A 14,989-nucleotide genomic window follows, 5' to 3' on the forward strand; every position below is an offset into this window, starting at 1 on the left:
GCCTTTACGGGCTTCCTGGGTTACATCCTGGGGCCGATTCTGAACGCCTATCTGTCTGCGGGCATGGGCGACGTTATCGGTATGGCGCTGGGCGGTACCGCGCTGGTGTTCTTCAGTTGCTCGGCCTACGTGCTGACAACCCGTAAGGACATGTCCTTCCTCGGCGGTATGCTGATGGCCGGTATCGTGGTGGTGCTGATTGGTATGGTGGCGAACATCTTCCTGCAGCTGCCTGCCCTGCACCTGGCAATTAGCGCGGTGTTTATCCTGATCTCCTCCGGGGCCATCCTGTATGAGACCAGCAACATCATCCGCGGCGGTGAGACCAACTACATCCGTGCTACCGTTAGCCTGTATGTCTCGCTGTACAACATCTTTGTCAGCCTGCTGAGCATTCTGGGCTTCGCAAGCCGCGATTAATCCCAGCTCAACGGACCCAAGGCCTCGCTTATGCGGGGCCTTTTTATTTGCTACACTTGCCGCCATCTGTTTGTTGCGTGAAATATTATGCTTATCTACGAAAACACCGAAATCGAGACCGATAGCGAAGGCTATCTCAAAGACACTACGCTGTGGAGCGAAGGCCTGGCAACGGTAATTGCCGCCAATGAAGGTATTGAACTGAGCCCCGAACATTGGGAAGTCGTACGCTTTGTGCGTGAGTTTTATCTGGAGTTCAACACCTCTCCGGCAATTCGTATGCTGGTCAAAGCAATGGCGAATACCTTCGGCGAAGAGAAAGGCAACAGCCGCTACCTGTATCGCCTGTTCCCGAAAGGCCCGGCCAAACAGGCCACCAAAATCGCGGGCCTGCCTAAGCCAGTGAAGTGCATCTAATAGCGAATACTGAAGTTGCTCCACGCTTTTTCGGGTTGATGGGGTTCCGCCAGAACTTTATCAACCCGGGCGCTGCGCGGCCCGCCCGCTTTCAACCACGCCAGTAGCTTCTCGACCTGCTCTTCGCTGCCGCAGGCGACAACCTCCACGCTGCCATCATCCAGATTCAGCGCGTAGCCTCGCAGGCCCAGACGCACGGCCTCCTGCTGGGTAAAAAAGCGAAAACCGACGCCCTGTACCTGGCCGTAAACCCAACAAATTACGCATTTATCCATGCGGCTTTCCTCCGGTATAGTTCAGACGATTTATTCCACTTTAGCGTCAATTGGCCTGACATTCTTCCGCTGTTCGTTGCATTTATGCAGGGAAGTCGGGAAAATGCAGCCTGATCCCTTCCTATATAGTCAGATAAAAAAACTATGAGTGTACGTTTAGTGTTAGCCAAAGGGCGCGAAAAATCATTGCTGCGCCGTCATCCCTGGGTCTTTTCCGGTGCGGTTGCGCGCATGGAAGGCAAAGCCAGCCTCGGCGAGACCATTGATATTGTCGACCATCAGGGGAAATGGTTAGCTCGCGGCGCATATTCTCCAGCTTCGCAAATCCGCGCTCGCGTGTGGACGTTCGATGCCAAGGAAACCATCGATATCGACTTTTTCGTGCGTCGCCTGCAGCAAGCACAAACCTGGCGCGACTGGCTGGCGCAGAAAGACGGGCTGGACAGCTATCGTCTGATCGCCGGTGAGTCTGACGGCCTGCCTGGCGTCACCATTGACCGCTTTGGTTCCTTCCTGGTGCTACAGTTGCTGAGCGCCGGTGCGGAATACCAGCGTGCAGCGCTGATTAGCGCACTGCAAACGCTGTACCCGCAATGTGCGATTTACGATCGTAGCGACGTTGCCGTGCGTAAAAAAGAAGGTATGGAACTGACTCAAGGGCCAGTCACCGGCGAACTGCCACCTGCCCTGCTGCCTATTGAAGAACATGGCATGAAGCTGTTGGTAGATATTCGGGGTGGCCATAAAACCGGCTATTACCTTGACCAGCGCGACAGCCGTCTGGCGACTCGTCGCTACGTGGCGGATAAACGCGTTCTGAACTGCTTCTCCTACACCGGAGGCTTTGCGGTCTCTGCGCTGATGGGCGGATGCAGCCAGGTCACCAGCGTAGATACTTCCCAGGAAGCGCTGGACGTGGCACGTCAAAACGTCGAGCTGAACAAACTGGATCTGAGCAAAGCCGAATTCGTTCGCGACGATGTCTTCAAACTGCTGCGTAAATATCGCGACCAGGGCGAGAAGTTCGATGTGATCGTTATGGACCCACCGAAATTTGTGGAAAATAAAAGCCAGCTGATGGGTGCCTGCCGCGGCTATAAAGACATCAACATGCTGGCTATTCAGCTGCTGAACCCGGGCGGTGTGCTGCTGACCTTCTCCTGCTCCGGCCTGATGACCTCAGATTTGTTCCAGAAAATCATTGCTGATGCCGCAGTAGATGCTGGTCGTGATGTACAATTTATAGAGCAGTTCCGTCAGGCAGCCGATCACCCGGTGATTGCAACCTACCCGGAAGGACTGTACCTGAAAGGATTTGCCTGCCGCATCATGTAACTTGAAAAGCGAAATGGTGTCTATATATGTAGAGATACAGAGATAACGCCATTTCCCGGGAGGTGAGTATGATGATTACCAGCAAATTCGGTATTGGCCAGCAGGTGCGTCACTCCCTGCTGGGCTACCTGGGCGTGGTGGTAGATATCGACCCGGTTTACTCGCTTGACGATCCTGATCCCGACGATCTTGCGGCCAACGATGAGCTTCGCGCGTTGCCCTGGTATCACGTGGTGATGGAAGATGACGATGGTCAGCCGGTACATACCTATCTGGCCGAAGCCCAGTTGAGCAGCGAACCGCGCGAAGATCACCCAGAGCAACCTACGATGGATGAACTGGCGCGTACCATCCGCCGACAGCTACAGGCACCGCGGCTGCGTAACTAACCGCCGCGTTAATGCTAAAACCCCGCACTGCGGGGTTTTTTATTATATCGAACCAGTAGCCTGGCCGAGCGAAGCGACGCCGGGAATGCCCTCGTGCAGTCCTGATTATTTTGCCAGGCCTAAACGCGGGATCTCAATTGCCGGGCAGCGATCCATCACCACTTGCAGACCCGCATTGCGCGCCAGCACCGCCGCCTGCTCGTTAATCACTCCAAGCTGCATCCACAGCGTTTTAGCGCCAATCGCGATAGCTTCCTGTGCCACACCCCACGCCGCTTCAGAGTTGCGGAAGACATCAACCATATCGACCTTTTCCGGCACATCGGCAAGCGTGGCATAGCCTTTCTGGCCCAGCAACGTGCCGCCAGCTACCTTCGGTGACACTGGGATCACGCGATAGCCTTGATCCAGCAGATATTTCATGACCCGATAGCTTGGGCGGTCAGGTTTATCGCTTGCCCCAACCAGCGCAATGGTGTGGGTAGTGGTCAAAATGTTGGCAATATCATGTTCTGTCATCATTATCCTCCTGGCTAATCGTTTAAGTGTACGCGAGCACGCCGATGTCGCGCGTCAAATTTTTGCTAATCAGAGCTTGCAGGCTGATTCGCTTGCAGTAATCTGTCTGGATTACACATATAGGGAATGGTTTATGGAACTCACCACTCGCACCTTACCGGCGCGTAAACACATTGCGCTGGTTGCGCACGACCACTGCAAAGATATGCTAATGAAATGGGTAGAGCGCCACCGGGATTGTCTGGCGCAGCATACGCTGTCGGCCACCGGCACCACCGGTAACCTGGTGCAACGCGCCACCGGCCTGGAAGTGAAAGCTATGCTGAGCGGCCCGATGGGCGGCGATCAACAAGTAGGCGCACTGATTTCAGAAGGTAAAATCGACGTCCTGATCTTCTTCTGGGACCCGCTCAACGCCGTTCCGCACGACCCTGACGTCAAGGCGCTGCTCCGTCTGGCAACCGTCTGGAATATCCCGGTTGCTACCAACGCCTCCACCGCTGATTTTATTATCCAGTCACCGAACTTCAGCGAGCCGGTCGATATCCTAATTCCGGACTACCAACGCTACCTCGCTGAGCGCTTGAAATAAGCACCAGAAGCAAGCCGGAGTCATGACTCCGGCTTATCTTAAGGTTTTCGCGCCACCGGCACTGACAGCTGCTTCACAATATCCACAAACGGCGACGGCTGTTGCTGATTAAACAGCAGCCAGACACGTAAACGCGCGCGAGTAATGGCCACGTACAGTAAACGTCTCTCCTCGGCATCCGGGAAATCTTCCGGCGCAGGCAGCAGCGCCTGTTCCATAATCGACTCGCGTGCAGGCGCCGGGAAACCGTCAAACCCTTCTTTAAGCCCCAGCACGATGACGTAGTCCGCCTGTTGGCCTTTGCTGGCGTGAACGGTCATAAAATCGATATTGAGCTTAGGCCAGCGCGTAGCGGCCTTATCAAGCGCGGCAGGCTTCAGATGATGGTAACGCGCCAGCACCAGGATTCGTTGATCCTCAGTGGCGTAACCGCTGAGCTTATCAAACAGCGCATCAAGCTTGTCATCCTCCAGCAGCGTCACAGCATGTTTATCGCCCGCGGTCAGGCTATTGAGTGGTTTACTGAGCTGGTGCGGGTTTTGCTGAATAAACCGATTGGCTATCTCGCCAATACGGCTATTAAAGCGGTAGGTGGTATCCAGTGCGCAGTTATCGCCTTCACCAAAATAGTGGTTAAACGCGGTGGTCAGCGAAAGCTGCGCACCGCTGAAGCGATAGATGGCCTGCCAATCATCGCCCACGGCATAGAGCGAGGTTTGTGAGTTCTGCTTACGCAGCGCCGCCAGCAGCGCGGCTCGCTGCGGAGAGATATCCTGAAATTCATCCACCAGAATATGTTTCCACGGGCTGACAAAGCGACCTTTTTCCAGAATATTGATGGCCTGATGGATAAGCCCGGAAAAGTCGACGGCGTTTTCGTCTTTGAGCGCCGTTTTCCACGCCTTCAGCAGCGGCGCCATCAGCTTCACGCGTTTACCAAACAGGTCGCGTACCTCTTCCGGCGCGCCAGCAATCATCTCTGCCTGTGAACCGCCGTGCATACGCATCAGGCTTACCCAGCGATCGAGTCGGCTCCCCATGCGTTTAATGAGTTTTTCATCTTCCCAGAAATTATCTTCGGCGACGTCCCAACCCATCTCATCCTGCAGCCACAAACGCCAGCCTTTAGCCTGCGCCTTTTTCTCCCGACACTGCTGCTGCCAGCATTGGGTAAATAGCGCGTAGCGGGCAGAGGAATCGTTCTCCAGCTTGCTAACAACCGGAACTTTTTTGCTACCCTGCTGAATAATGTGCAGCGCCAGGGCGTGGAAAGTACGTGCGGTAATGGCGTCCGTATGCAGCCGCGTTTGCAGGCGCTCATCCATTTCCTGCGCGGCTTTTTTACCAAAGGCCAGCAGAAGGATTTGCTCCGCCGACGCTTCACCCCGCGCAAGCAGCCAACCCGCCCGCGCCACCAGCACGGACGTTTTTCCGCTGCCAGCCCCGGCCAGCACCAGCAGCGAACGTTCACCATTCACCACCGCTCGTGCCTGAGAAGTATTAAGTGGCGATGACTCAATCTGTTCGAAAAATTCAGCGTACTTTTCCAGCATCGCTTCGGTGTATCGCTGATTATGCTGCGCACGACCGTTTTCTTTATCGGTCAGCCATGCCTGACATTGACGCCAGGCATCACAGCAGTTATCAAATGCTTCAAGACGTTCGGTCGGTAACGGTAGCCCTTCCAGCGTCGTGACCACCTGCTGGCGTATTTTTTGCGCCTGTTGGCGGGTGAGCCATTGGGTTTCTGCGCTGCTGCCTGCAATTACCGCTAGCTGCTTTTCGAGAAGTTCAGCGGCAATCGCGCTCATTTCTTCGCCCCATTGCTGCCAGAGCCCCAGCAAATGGCGGTGGAAGCGCTGCGTTTCTCCCCATTCGGTTCCGTGCAGGCGTACGACTTTATCTTCAGGCAAAACGAACTCCAGCTCCCCCCACACCAGACCGCGTTTGCAGTTGATGGCCAGAAGCTGATTGAAAGGAATGAGATACTCATGCTGAGGGCCGGAGACCCTGACGCCGGCGTTGAGGATCTCAACCCGGTCATAAGGATGCTGCGCCATGCGCTTGCCCAGCGTTGTTGATTTTAATTCCATGTCGTGTCGAATCCTGACTTTTTCGATACCTCACAGTGTAACCGCCAGAGAATAGGTGCTCCAGCGTAAAAAAACGTTACAATCATCAGGTCTTATTATTCACAGTGCTACACAGAGGGTTTATGCGTACAGTTCTGAATATTTTGAATTTTGTGTTAGGTGGATTTCTGACAACGCTAGGCTGGCTGCTTGCAACGCTGGTCAGCATCATTTTGATTATTACCTTACCGCTCACTCGCTCCTGCTGGGAAATCACCAAACTCTCACTGCTGCCTTACGGTAATGAGGCCGTTCATGTTGATGAACTGGAGCCAGGAACAAAAAGCAGCGTGATGAATGCGGGCGGAACCGTGCTTAATATTGTCTGGTTCGTACTGTTCGGCTGGTGGCTGTGTCTGACTCATATTCTCGCCGGGATTGCGCAGTGCGTGACTATCATTGGTATTCCTGTTGGCATCGCTAACTTTAAAATTGCCGCCATCGCACTCTGGCCGGTTGGCCGTCGTGTGGTTCCCGTGGAAGTAGCGCGCGCGGCTCGCGAAGCAAATGCACGCCGCCGTTTTCAGTAATCAGGACGAATACACGCTATGCTAAGCCCTTTGCTTCGCCGCTATACATGGAACAGTACCTGGCTTTATAACGCCAGAATCTTTATTGCGCTTGTCGGTACTACCGCCCTGCCCTGGTGGCTGGGCGATGCTAAACTCACCATTCCGCTAACCCTGGGCGTGGTCGCCGCGGCGTTGACCGACCTCGACGATCGACTCACCGGACGGTTACGCAACCTGGTTATCACGCTTATCTGTTTCTTCATTGCCTCGGCATCAGTGGAGTTGCTGTTTCCGTGGCCATGGCTGTTTGCGCTGGGTTTAACGATTTCGACGATCGGGTTTATCCTGCTCGGCGGCCTTGGTCAGCGCTACGCCACCATCGCATTTGGTGCGCTGCTTATTGCTATTTATACCATGCTGGGGGTATCGCTTTACGCGCACTGGTATCAGCAACCGTTGCTGCTGATTGCCGGTGCCGTCTGGTATAACCTATTGACTCTGACCGGGCACCTCATCTTCCCTATCCGTCCACTGCAGGATAACCTCGCCCGTAGCTACGAACAGCTTTCTCGTTATCTCGAGTTGAAATCCCGATTGTTTGACCCGGACCTCGATGACGAAGACCAGGCGCCACTTTATGAGCTGGCATTGGCAAATGGGCAACTGATGGCAACGCTTAACCAAACCAAAGTGTCGCTATTAACGCGTTTGCGCGGCGACCGGGGCCAGCGTAGTACCCGAAGAACGTTACATTACTATTTCGTCGCCCAGGATATTCACGAACGAGCCAGTTCATCGCATATCCAGTACCAGGCTCTGCGCGATAACTTCCGCTACAGCGATGTCATGTTTCGCTTCCAGCGCCTGCTCTCGATGCAGTCCATCGCCTGTCAGGATCTGGCAAAATCAATTTTGCTCCGTACCCCCTACCAGCACGATGCCCGGTTTGAGCGCGCATTCTCCCATCTCGATGCTGCGTTAGACCGCGTACGCGCCAGTGGTGCCGCGCCAGAACAGATGAAAGCACTTGGTTTTTTACTGAACAATTTGCGCGCTATTGACGCCCAGCTTGCGACTATCGAGTCTGAGCAACTGCAATCACAGGCGCAAAGCGAGACGGAAACCTTGCTGGCAGACGATAGCCTGCATGGTTTTGCCGATATTCAGTCGCGTCTGAGTCGTAATATGTCACCGGAGTCGGCGCTTTTTCGCCATGCGGTGCGTATGTCATTGGTACTCTGCGCAGGTTACGCATTTATTCAGTTTACCGGTTTGCAACACGGCTACTGGATCCTGCTCACCAGCCTGTTTGTCTGTCAGCCCAACTATAACGCCACCCGTCACCGCCTGGCGCTGCGTATCATCGGTACGCTGGTCGGCGTGGCGCTAGGTCTGCCGATTTTGTGGCTGGTCCCTTCGCTTGAGGGACAACTGGCACTGATTGTCATCACCGGGGTTCTCTTCTTCGCTTTTCGCAACGTTCAATACGCGCACGCGACGATGTTTATCACGCTGCTGGTTCTGCTGTGCTTTAACCTGCTTGGAGAGGGCTTCGAAGTAGCATTGCCGCGTGTGGTGGATACGCTGATTGGATGCGGTATTGCCTGGGTTGCCGTCAGTTTTATCTGGCCTGACTGGAAATTCCGCAATCTGCCTCGCGTGCTGGAGCGCGCAGTTGACGCAAACTGCCGCTACCTGGACGCAATTCTGGAACAGTATCACCAGGGGCGCGATAACCGTCTGGCCTATCGAATTGCACGTCGTGATGCGCATAACCGGGATGCAGAGCTCGCCTCAGTGGTCTCAAACATGTCGACGGAACCTAAGGTCACCCCGGAAATGCGAGAAACTGCGTTTCGGCTGCTCTGCCTCAACCACACCCTGACCAGCTATATTTCCGCTTTAGGTGCCCATCGGGAAAAACTGGCTACAGCAGAAATACTGGCTCTTCTGGACGATGCAGTGTGCTATGTCGATGATGCGCTACACCACCAGCCTTCTGATGAGGAACGGGTGCAGCAAGCTTTATCTAACTTAGCCGCACGAATCCAACATCTCGAACCTCGCCCGGACAGCAAAGAGCCATTGGTCTTACAACAAATTGGCCTGATGATTTCGTTGCTACCTGAAATCTGCCGTTTGCAAAAACAGGTTATGGCCTGACCCCCTCCGTTTTCACGTGGGCTAACGCCCATTCCTGTAGCTCCTGGCGCCGTTGCGCCGGGAGCGCGGCTGAGTGAACGCCCATAATCGCCCCTTCCAGAGAATACAGCACATTAATACTCAGCTGCTTACGAATCTTACGCAGCCGAATCCATGCCATTTCTGCCCCCAGATGCTGAAGCATTTGAGCATCTTTAATTCCCGCTTCACTTAACAACAGCTCCATATGAAATGAGAGATTAGGCAGATCTTTTATCCGTAATGATTTCTGTTGTTTCTTTTCTCGAAGCGCATCCTCGAGAGAAAATTTGCCAAGCTGAAGTAAGACCGGTTCGTCAGACCAGAGCCGTTCGCCAACATGGAAATACTTTAACTGCTGTGAACACCCTCGCTTACGTAATGTCAGTAATGGAGGCGAATGCTGAGCCTGATAGGTCGCACTTTCCTCGCACATCCTCAGGTAGAGTTCCCCTTCAGAGACCATTGCAAATACCGCATCATTGACGGCAAGACTATAGCCACCAAACAGCGCCCGCGACTTGATTTTGCCCAACAGCGAAAAATATTTCTGGGACTGATAAATCCGTTTATATGATATTTTCTTCATGATTAATCCTTAATAATCATGGACATGGATGCATTAAATTTGTTAATGGAAGACATAACAAGCAACATAGGCGCGTTCGTTCGACACGGCAAGGTGAATTTGCCTTTGTAGGCATTTAGAGTGCAATTTTGCGAGTTGCTTTCAGAAAATGAGGTTGATCTTTAATCTTCGGGGTAGTACTGTATATTCATACAGTAACCCACAGGGCTGGATTAACTATGTATACTTCTGGTGTTGTAAATCATTCTTCTGCTGCGGTCTCGACTACCGCTTCCCATACTTTTACATCAGTAAAAGATTCCTCAACCGCTTTGGTTAGCGAAGTGCTTTATCGGGAAGATCAGCCGATGATGGCGCAGCTATTGCTACTGCCCCTGCTACAGCAGCTCGGTCAGCAGTCTCGCTGGCAGCTGTGGTTAACACCGCAGCAAAAGCTCAGCCGCCAGTGGGTGCAAGCATCTGGCCTACCGCTGACAAAAGTGATGCAGCTACGTCAGATGCCTCCAGGCGACATGCTCGACTCCATGGTTCGCGCATCTCGTACGGGGAATTATAGTGTGGTTATCGGCTGGTTGACGGAAGATCTATCAGCGGAAGAACATGCTCGATTACAACAAGCTGCCGAAGACGGTAACGCAATGGTGTTTATTATGCGACCAGTTCACTCTGCATCTCGTTGTGCTGGACAATTTAATGGGCTAAAAATTCACTCAAATTTGTATCATTGAATAAAATTAGGAATTTTCCTGGCCTTTTTTTTGCAGTTTTTTTATCTCCTCGATTTTATGAATGATTTTAAGTGGAACGCTTGTCTGGTGCGGTTCCGGGTGTTTTACATCGTTTAAATTTTCGACATATTTGTTAAATATTGCGTATACAACTCTTTTTTTTTCATAAGCCTGACGGAGTTCACACTTGTAAGTTTCCAGCGACGTTGTAGACTTTACATCGCCAGGGGTGCTCAGCTTAACACCGCAGATATCTGCTGAGTAATTACTAAGCCACGCCCCCGGTGGAAGGATTTAACCGTGAGTCTATTTAGAACTTCATGGCAAATTTTGGATGATAACGAGGCGCAAAAAATGAAAAAGACAGCTATCGCGATTGCAGTGGCACTGGCAGGTTTCGCTTCCGTAGCGCAAGCCGCTCCGCAAGACAACACCTGGTACGCAGGTGGTAAACTGGGTTGGTCCCAGTACCATGACACCGGCTGGTATGACAGCGCTCTGAACAACAACGGTTCTACCCACAACAGCCAGCTGGGCGCAGGCGCGTTCGGTGGCTACCAGGTTAACCCGTATGTTGGTTTCGAAATGGGTTACGACTGGCTGGGCCGTATGAAATACACCGGTAGCCAGACCAATGGCGCACTGAAAGCTCAGGGCGTACAGCTGACCGCTAAACTGGGTTACCCAGTAACTGACGATCTGGATATCTACACTCGTCTGGGTGGTATGGTATGGCGTGCTGATTCCAGCAACAACCAAATCGGTGACAACCACGACACTGGCGTTTCCCCAGTATTCGCTGGCGGCGTTGAGTGGGCTGTTACTCGTGACATCGCTACCCGTCTGGAATACCAGTGGGTTAACAACATCGGCGACGCAAACAGCGTTGGCGTACGTCCAGACAACGGCATGCTGAGCGTAGGTGTTTCCTATCGTTTCGGCCAGCAGGATGCAGCAGCGCCAGTTATCGCGCCAGCTCCAGCTCCAGCTCCAGAAGTACAGACCAAACACTTCACTCTGAAGTCTGACGTTCTGTTCAACTTCAACAAAGCAACTCTGAAACCAGAAGGCAAACAGGCTCTGGATCAGATGTACTCCCAGCTGAGCAACCTGGATCCTAAAGAAGGTTCCGTAGTGGTTCTGGGCTTCACCGACCGTATCGGTTCTGACGCTTACAACCAGGGTCTGTCCGAAAAACGTGCACAGTCCGTTGTTGATTACCTGGTATCTAAAGGTATCCCAGCTGACAAAATCTCCGCACGTGGCATGGGCAAATCTAACCCAGTTACTGGCAACACCTGTGACGGCGTGAAAGCGAAAGCTGCGCTGATCGACTGCCTGGCACCAGATCGTCGCGTAGAGATCGAAGTTAAAGGTAGCAAAGACGTTGTAACTCAGCCTCAGGCTTAAGTTCCCGTCTAATAAAAAACCCCGCGCTGCGGGGTTTTTTTTGTCCTGAATTTTATCAGGCAAGCTATTGAGATACGGGTAGCGGCTACTTCTCTTTTCCCAGCATCGCCTCAAGGTCCTGTTTCAGACTAGACATCTTCGTCGCATACTTTTCTTTGTTCTCGGCATCTTCGATAAGCTGAACCACCGTTTCAGACAGCGTTTTACCCCGGCGCTGAGCAAGCCCTGCTAGACGCTGCCAGACGGCAAACTCGAGATCGATAGACTTTTTGCGGGTATGCTGATGCTCGGCGTTAAAATGTCGCTTACGGCGTGCACGAATCGTCTGCTTCATACGGTTTACCAGCTGCGGGTTGATGTGCTGAGCAATCCAGCCATTCACCTGAACCGGTTCATTTTCCAGTTTCAGCAAAACATCGACAGCCTCTTGTGCGGCGCTGGCTTCAATGTAGCGGGTAATGGGTTCACCTTCCCGATGTTTTTTCACCAGGTATTTCCACTTCCAGCCGCTTTCAAGATTTTCCAGTTGTTGATATTTCATTGCGATCTCAGTGTGACCGTGTAACTCTTTTCAGGATAACAGTTTTTTCTCAATGTGCTGAGAAGAAATCTGCAACTGTGATATGGATAAAGCCAAGGGCCGAAGATACTTCCCTATTCTCCGTGAGCTTCCCTGCGGCATCAGGTATAATCACGGACTTTACATCTGACTAAAAATAGCGACATTGACTATAAATACTCTTTCCCGGCGCTTTCTCGCCCCCGCGACTGAAGCTTACCAGGCGCTATTTGCCCAGCCTGACTTAGCCTCAGAAAACGACGCATTATTCAGCGAACTCCAGGCCCGTTTACACTACGCGCTGGAGCAGTTTCTCCACCCACAGGGGATCTCACCCTTCTTACTGGTTAAAGCCCCAGAGGAAAAAGAGTACCTACAGCTGCTCTCGCAAACGGCCCTCTCTCTGCGCAATAGCGATGAATCCGCTCTTACGGGCGTTGATTATCAGGCTATCGGTGGCAAAGTCACGATGCAGCCAGCCAAAAGTGCAGAGGATAATTTCGCCAGTACCGGCCCCATCATTTTTGCCGACTGGGCCGAAGCTGAACAACTCTTTGGCTGTGTTCGTCAGTTTAATGGCGAAATCAGCCTGCAGCCAGGTCTGGTCCATCAGGCTAACGGCGGCATTCTCATCCTCTCTTTACGAACGCTGATGTCACAGCCACTACTGTGGATGCGTTTAAAGAATATTGTCACACAGCAGCGCTTTGAGTGGCTCACCTTTGATGATGCGCGTCCGCTGCCGGTGAGCATCCCTTCTATGCCGTTAACGCTTAAGGTCATGCTGGTCGGTGAACGCGAGTCACTGGCTGACTTTCAGGAGATGGAGCCTGAGTTAGCTGAATCCTCACTGTACAGCGAGTTTGAAGACAGCCTGCAGTTGACAGACGAAGAGGCGCTCAGACAGTGGTGTCAGTGGGTATCAGGCGTAGCCCGTGAGAAATCCCTGCCGAAGCTTGCCGCTGATGCCTGGCCGCTCCTGATGCAGGAAGGCGCACGTTACAGCGGTGACCAGGAAATTATGCCGCTTTGCCCGCTGTGGATTAGCCGCCAGCTACGCGAAGCCGCACCGTTCACCACGGACAACACCATCAATGCCGAACAGTTGAAAACGATGCTGGTACAGCGCCAGTGGCGTGAAGGATTCCTGGCCGAACGTATGCAGGATGAAATTCTGCTTGAGCAGATCCTGATTGAAACCGAAGGCGAATGCATCGGTCAGATCAACGCCCTGTCGGTCATTGATTTCCCTGGCCACCCTCGCCCATTCGGTGAGCCGTCACGAATCAGCTGCGTCGTACATATTGGCGACGGCGAGTTTACCGACGTTGAACGCAAGGCGGAACTTGGTGGCAATATTCACGCCAAAGGGATGATGCTGATGCAGGCCTTCTTAATGGCCGAGTTGGATCTAGACCAGCAGCTCCCGTTCTCTGCCTCTATCACCTTCGAACAGTCATACAGTGAAGTTGACGGCGACAGCGCCTCTATGGCCGAGCTCTGCGCGCTTATCAGCGCCCTGGCAAACGTTCCGATTAATCAAAGCATCGCCATGACCGGTTCCGTTGACCAGTTTGGTCGTGCTCAGCCGGTTGGCGGCCTGAATGAAAAAATCGAAGGCTTCTTTGCCATCTGCGCCCAACGCGGTTTGAGTGGGAAACAAGGGGTCATCATTCCTTCCGCCAACGTGCGTCATCTGAGCCTTGCGGCTGAGGTGCAGGAAGCGGTAGAAGCAGGAGAATTCTCAATCTGGGCCATTGATGATGTCACTGATGCGCTGCCGCTTCTTACGCAGCTGAACTGGGACGGAGAAGGTCAGACGCTGCTGCAAACTATTCAGGAACGTATCGCACAAGCCACACAGCAGGAGCCTCGCTACCGCTATCCGTGGCCGTTACGCTGGTTAAATCGTTCAGCTTCCAACTGATCGGACTTGTTCAGCGTACACGTGTTAGCTATCCTGCGTCCCGAACTCAAAATAAGGCTTACTTAAAACATGGTAGATAAACGCGAATCCTATACTAAAGAAGATCTTCTTGCCTCTGGTCGCGGTGAACTGTTTGGCGCTAAAGGCCCGCAGTTGCCAGCTCCGAGCATGCTGATGATGGATCGTGTCATTTCAATGACCGAAACCGGCGGCAACTTTGACAAAGGTTTTGTTGAAGCTGAGCTCGATATCAATCCAGATCTGTGGTTCTTTGGTTGCCACTTTATCGGCGATCCAGTAATGCCAGGCTGTCTGGGTCTGGACGCAATGTGGCAGTTAGTTGGTTTTTACCTCGGCTGGCTGGGCGGTGAAGGCAAAGGCCGTGCGCTCGGCGTGGGTGAAGTTAAATTCACCGGTCAGGTTCTGCCAACCGCGAAGAAAGTGACCTATCGTATTCACTTCAAGCGCATTGTTAACCGTCGTCTGATCATGGGTCTGGCGGATGGTGAAGTACTGGTGGATGGTCGTCTGATCTACACTGCTAACGATCTGAAAGTGGGCCTGTTCCAGGACACTTCTGCATTCTGATACTGCTTGTCGTTAGAGGATCTAACGACGGATAAGCGTTGAGAATTTCAAGGCGAAACCTCCGCTATGCGGAGGTTTCTTTTTAAAGAGACAGTGTCAGGCGACTACCGCCCTGTCCTCCATGGCTTCTCGCCAGCCTCCCAGCCAGTAAGACCTCTGGTTAATGGTCTGGTATGGACACATTTCTTTTGGCCGCCCGGTAATCCCGGCCTGATACCCACGCTGATGTGCCCGCTCCAGGCGATCTCGTTTTTGTCTCTTCATGCCTCGTTTCCCTCATATCTTGGTCTGGTGGAAAAGAAAACAGTGGTTACAAAGTGTGCAGCCACACAATACGAATACCGCTAAATAATCTTCCCGTCAATGCGCAGAATTCATACCAATGTCATATTTGTGAGCTACTCAGAAGATCATTT

The 14,989-nt window shown here is 52.8% G+C and carries 17 protein-coding genes; 11 read left to right on the plus strand and 6 right to left on the minus strand.

Going from position 1 to position 14,989, the window contains the following annotated elements; translation table 11 throughout:
* On the plus strand, positions 1–420 hold a 420-nt coding region (locus tag GKAS_RS04925), incomplete at its 5' end, for a Bax inhibitor-1 family protein (RefSeq protein WP_035892385.1).
* 87 nt (positions 421–507) lie between these two features.
* Positions 508–837 carry a sulfurtransferase TusE gene (gene tusE / locus GKAS_RS04930; protein WP_035892386.1) on the plus strand — a complete coding sequence of 110 codons (330 nt, stop codon included), beginning with the start codon at positions 508–510 and terminating at the stop codon, positions 835–837.
* Here tusE and yccX read toward each other — a convergent pair.
* Positions 834–1,112 carry an acylphosphatase gene (gene yccX / locus GKAS_RS04935; protein WP_035892387.1) on the minus strand — a complete coding sequence of 93 codons (279 nt, stop codon included), beginning with the start codon at positions 1,110–1,112 and terminating at the stop codon, positions 834–836. The two genes, tusE and yccX, sit on opposite strands and share 4 nt — an antisense overlap.
* A gap of 144 nt (positions 1,113–1,256) precedes the next feature.
* Between yccX and rlmI the strand changes: the two genes are divergently transcribed.
* Together rlmI and hspQ are read left to right on the plus strand one after the other, a co-directional pair.
* Positions 1,257–2,447, plus strand: a complete 1,191-nt coding sequence (rlmI, locus tag GKAS_RS04940) for a 23S rRNA (cytosine(1962)-C(5))-methyltransferase RlmI (RefSeq protein ID WP_035892389.1) — start codon at positions 1,257–1,259, stop codon at positions 2,445–2,447.
* Positions 2,448–2,518: 71 nt separating this feature from the next.
* Positions 2,519–2,836 carry a heat shock protein HspQ gene (gene hspQ / locus GKAS_RS04945; protein ID WP_035892449.1) on the plus strand — a complete coding sequence of 106 codons (318 nt, stop codon included), beginning with the start codon at positions 2,519–2,521 and terminating at the stop codon, positions 2,834–2,836.
* Positions 2,837–2,941: 105 nt separating this feature from the next.
* On the opposite strand, the gene GKAS_RS04950 is transcribed toward hspQ, so the two are convergent.
* Positions 2,942–3,355, minus strand: coding sequence for a CoA-binding protein (locus GKAS_RS04950; protein WP_035892390.1), 414 nt, complete (start codon positions 3,353–3,355; stop codon positions 2,942–2,944).
* A 133-nt stretch (positions 3,356–3,488) separates the two neighbouring features.
* Here GKAS_RS04950 and mgsA point away from each other — a divergent pair, with 133 nt between their 5' ends.
* A complete protein-coding gene (gene mgsA, locus GKAS_RS04955) occupies positions 3,489–3,947 on the plus strand; it encodes a methylglyoxal synthase (protein ID WP_035892391.1) in 459 nt (152 codons plus the stop codon).
* A 38-nt stretch (positions 3,948–3,985) separates the two neighbouring features.
* Here the strand turns inward: mgsA and helD are convergent, their stop codons facing one another.
* Positions 3,986–6,040, minus strand: coding sequence for a DNA helicase IV (gene helD, locus GKAS_RS04960; protein ID WP_035892392.1), 2,055 nt, complete (start codon positions 6,038–6,040; stop codon positions 3,986–3,988).
* A 122-nt stretch (positions 6,041–6,162) separates the two neighbouring features.
* Between helD and GKAS_RS04965 the strand changes: the two genes are divergently transcribed.
* Together GKAS_RS04965 and yccS are read left to right on the plus strand one after the other, a co-directional pair.
* Positions 6,163–6,609, plus strand: a complete 447-nt coding sequence (locus GKAS_RS04965; protein ID WP_035892393.1) for a YccF domain-containing protein — start codon at positions 6,163–6,165, stop codon at positions 6,607–6,609.
* Between the two features lie 18 nt (positions 6,610–6,627).
* On the plus strand, positions 6,628–8,754 hold the full coding sequence (yccS, locus tag GKAS_RS04970) for a YccS family putative transporter (protein ID WP_035892394.1): 2,127 nt from the start codon (positions 6,628–6,630) through the stop codon (positions 8,752–8,754).
* Here yccS and GKAS_RS04975 read toward each other — a convergent pair.
* On the minus strand, positions 8,744–9,361 hold the full coding sequence (locus tag GKAS_RS04975) for a TfoX/Sxy family DNA transformation protein (protein ID WP_035892396.1): 618 nt from the start codon (positions 9,359–9,361) through the stop codon (positions 8,744–8,746). The two genes, yccS and GKAS_RS04975, sit on opposite strands and share 11 nt — an antisense overlap.
* Before the next feature lie 218 nt (positions 9,362–9,579).
* Between GKAS_RS04975 and sulA the strand changes: the two genes are divergently transcribed.
* Together sulA and ompA are read left to right on the plus strand one after the other, a co-directional pair.
* Complete coding sequence (gene sulA / locus GKAS_RS04980; protein ID WP_035892397.1) at positions 9,580–10,089, plus strand: SOS-induced cell division inhibitor SulA; 510 nt, start codon at positions 9,580–9,582, stop codon at positions 10,087–10,089.
* Positions 10,090–10,443: 354 nt separating this feature from the next.
* Positions 10,444–11,499 (plus strand): porin OmpA, encoded by a 1,056-nt coding sequence (ompA, locus tag GKAS_RS04985; RefSeq protein WP_035892398.1) that lies wholly within the window; start codon positions 10,444–10,446, stop codon positions 11,497–11,499.
* An 85-nt stretch (positions 11,500–11,584) separates the two neighbouring features.
* Here the strand turns inward: ompA and matP are convergent, their stop codons facing one another.
* Positions 11,585–12,040 (minus strand): macrodomain Ter protein MatP, encoded by a 456-nt coding sequence (gene matP / locus GKAS_RS04990; protein WP_035892399.1) that lies wholly within the window; start codon positions 12,038–12,040, stop codon positions 11,585–11,587.
* A gap of 184 nt (positions 12,041–12,224) precedes the next feature.
* Here matP and GKAS_RS04995 point away from each other — a divergent pair, with 184 nt between their 5' ends.
* Both GKAS_RS04995 and fabA read left to right on the plus strand, forming a co-directional pair.
* A complete protein-coding gene (locus GKAS_RS04995) occupies positions 12,225–13,985 on the plus strand; it encodes an AAA family ATPase (RefSeq protein ID WP_035892400.1) in 1,761 nt (586 codons plus the stop codon).
* A gap of 69 nt (positions 13,986–14,054) precedes the next feature.
* Entirely contained in the window at positions 14,055–14,573 is a 519-nt protein-coding gene (gene fabA / locus GKAS_RS05000) for a bifunctional 3-hydroxydecanoyl-ACP dehydratase/trans-2-decenoyl-ACP isomerase (protein WP_035892401.1), read from the plus strand.
* A 96-nt stretch (positions 14,574–14,669) separates the two neighbouring features.
* On the opposite strand, the gene rmf is transcribed toward fabA, so the two are convergent.
* On the minus strand, positions 14,670–14,837 hold the full coding sequence (gene rmf, locus GKAS_RS05005; RefSeq protein ID WP_035892402.1) for a ribosome modulation factor: 168 nt from the start codon (positions 14,835–14,837) through the stop codon (positions 14,670–14,672).
* Between the last annotated feature and the right edge of the window lie 152 nt (positions 14,838–14,989).

Origin of the sequence: Kluyvera ascorbata ATCC 33433 (assembly GCF_000735365.1) — a bacterium.
GTDB lineage: Bacteria > Pseudomonadota > Gammaproteobacteria > Enterobacterales > Enterobacteriaceae > Kluyvera > Kluyvera ascorbata.

Excerpts from the sequence above, each read along its gene's own strand:
- rmf (WP_035892402.1), bottom strand. The coding sequence starts at position 14,837 with ATGAAGAGACAAAAACGAGATCGCCTGGAGCGGGCACATCAGCGTGGG.
- ompA (WP_035892398.1), top strand. The coding sequence starts at position 10,444 with ATGAAAAAGACAGCTATCGCGATTGCAGTGGCACTGGCAGGTTTCGCT.
- mgsA (WP_035892391.1), top strand. The coding sequence starts at position 3,489 with ATGGAACTCACCACTCGCACCTTACCGGCGCGTAAACACATTGCGCTG.
- tusE (WP_035892386.1), top strand. The coding sequence starts at position 508 with ATGCTTATCTACGAAAACACCGAAATCGAGACCGATAGCGAAGGCTAT.
- yccX (WP_035892387.1), bottom strand. The coding sequence starts at position 1,112 with ATGGATAAATGCGTAATTTGTTGGGTTTACGGCCAGGTACAGGGCGTC.
- GKAS_RS04975 (WP_035892396.1), bottom strand. The coding sequence starts at position 9,361 with ATGAAGAAAATATCATATAAACGGATTTATCAGTCCCAGAAATATTTT.
- fabA (WP_035892401.1), top strand. The coding sequence starts at position 14,055 with ATGGTAGATAAACGCGAATCCTATACTAAAGAAGATCTTCTTGCCTCT.
- GKAS_RS04965 (WP_035892393.1), top strand. The coding sequence starts at position 6,163 with ATGCGTACAGTTCTGAATATTTTGAATTTTGTGTTAGGTGGATTTCTG.
- rlmI (WP_035892389.1), top strand. The coding sequence starts at position 1,257 with ATGAGTGTACGTTTAGTGTTAGCCAAAGGGCGCGAAAAATCATTGCTG.
- sulA (WP_035892397.1), top strand. The coding sequence starts at position 9,580 with ATGTATACTTCTGGTGTTGTAAATCATTCTTCTGCTGCGGTCTCGACT.
- helD (WP_035892392.1), bottom strand. The coding sequence starts at position 6,040 with ATGGAATTAAAATCAACAACGCTGGGCAAGCGCATGGCGCAGCATCCT.
- yccS (WP_035892394.1), top strand. The coding sequence starts at position 6,628 with ATGCTAAGCCCTTTGCTTCGCCGCTATACATGGAACAGTACCTGGCTT.
- hspQ (WP_035892449.1), top strand. The coding sequence starts at position 2,519 with ATGATTACCAGCAAATTCGGTATTGGCCAGCAGGTGCGTCACTCCCTG.
- GKAS_RS04950 (WP_035892390.1), bottom strand. The coding sequence starts at position 3,355 with ATGACAGAACATGATATTGCCAACATTTTGACCACTACCCACACCATT.
- matP (WP_035892399.1), bottom strand. The coding sequence starts at position 12,040 with ATGAAATATCAACAACTGGAAAATCTTGAAAGCGGCTGGAAGTGGAAA.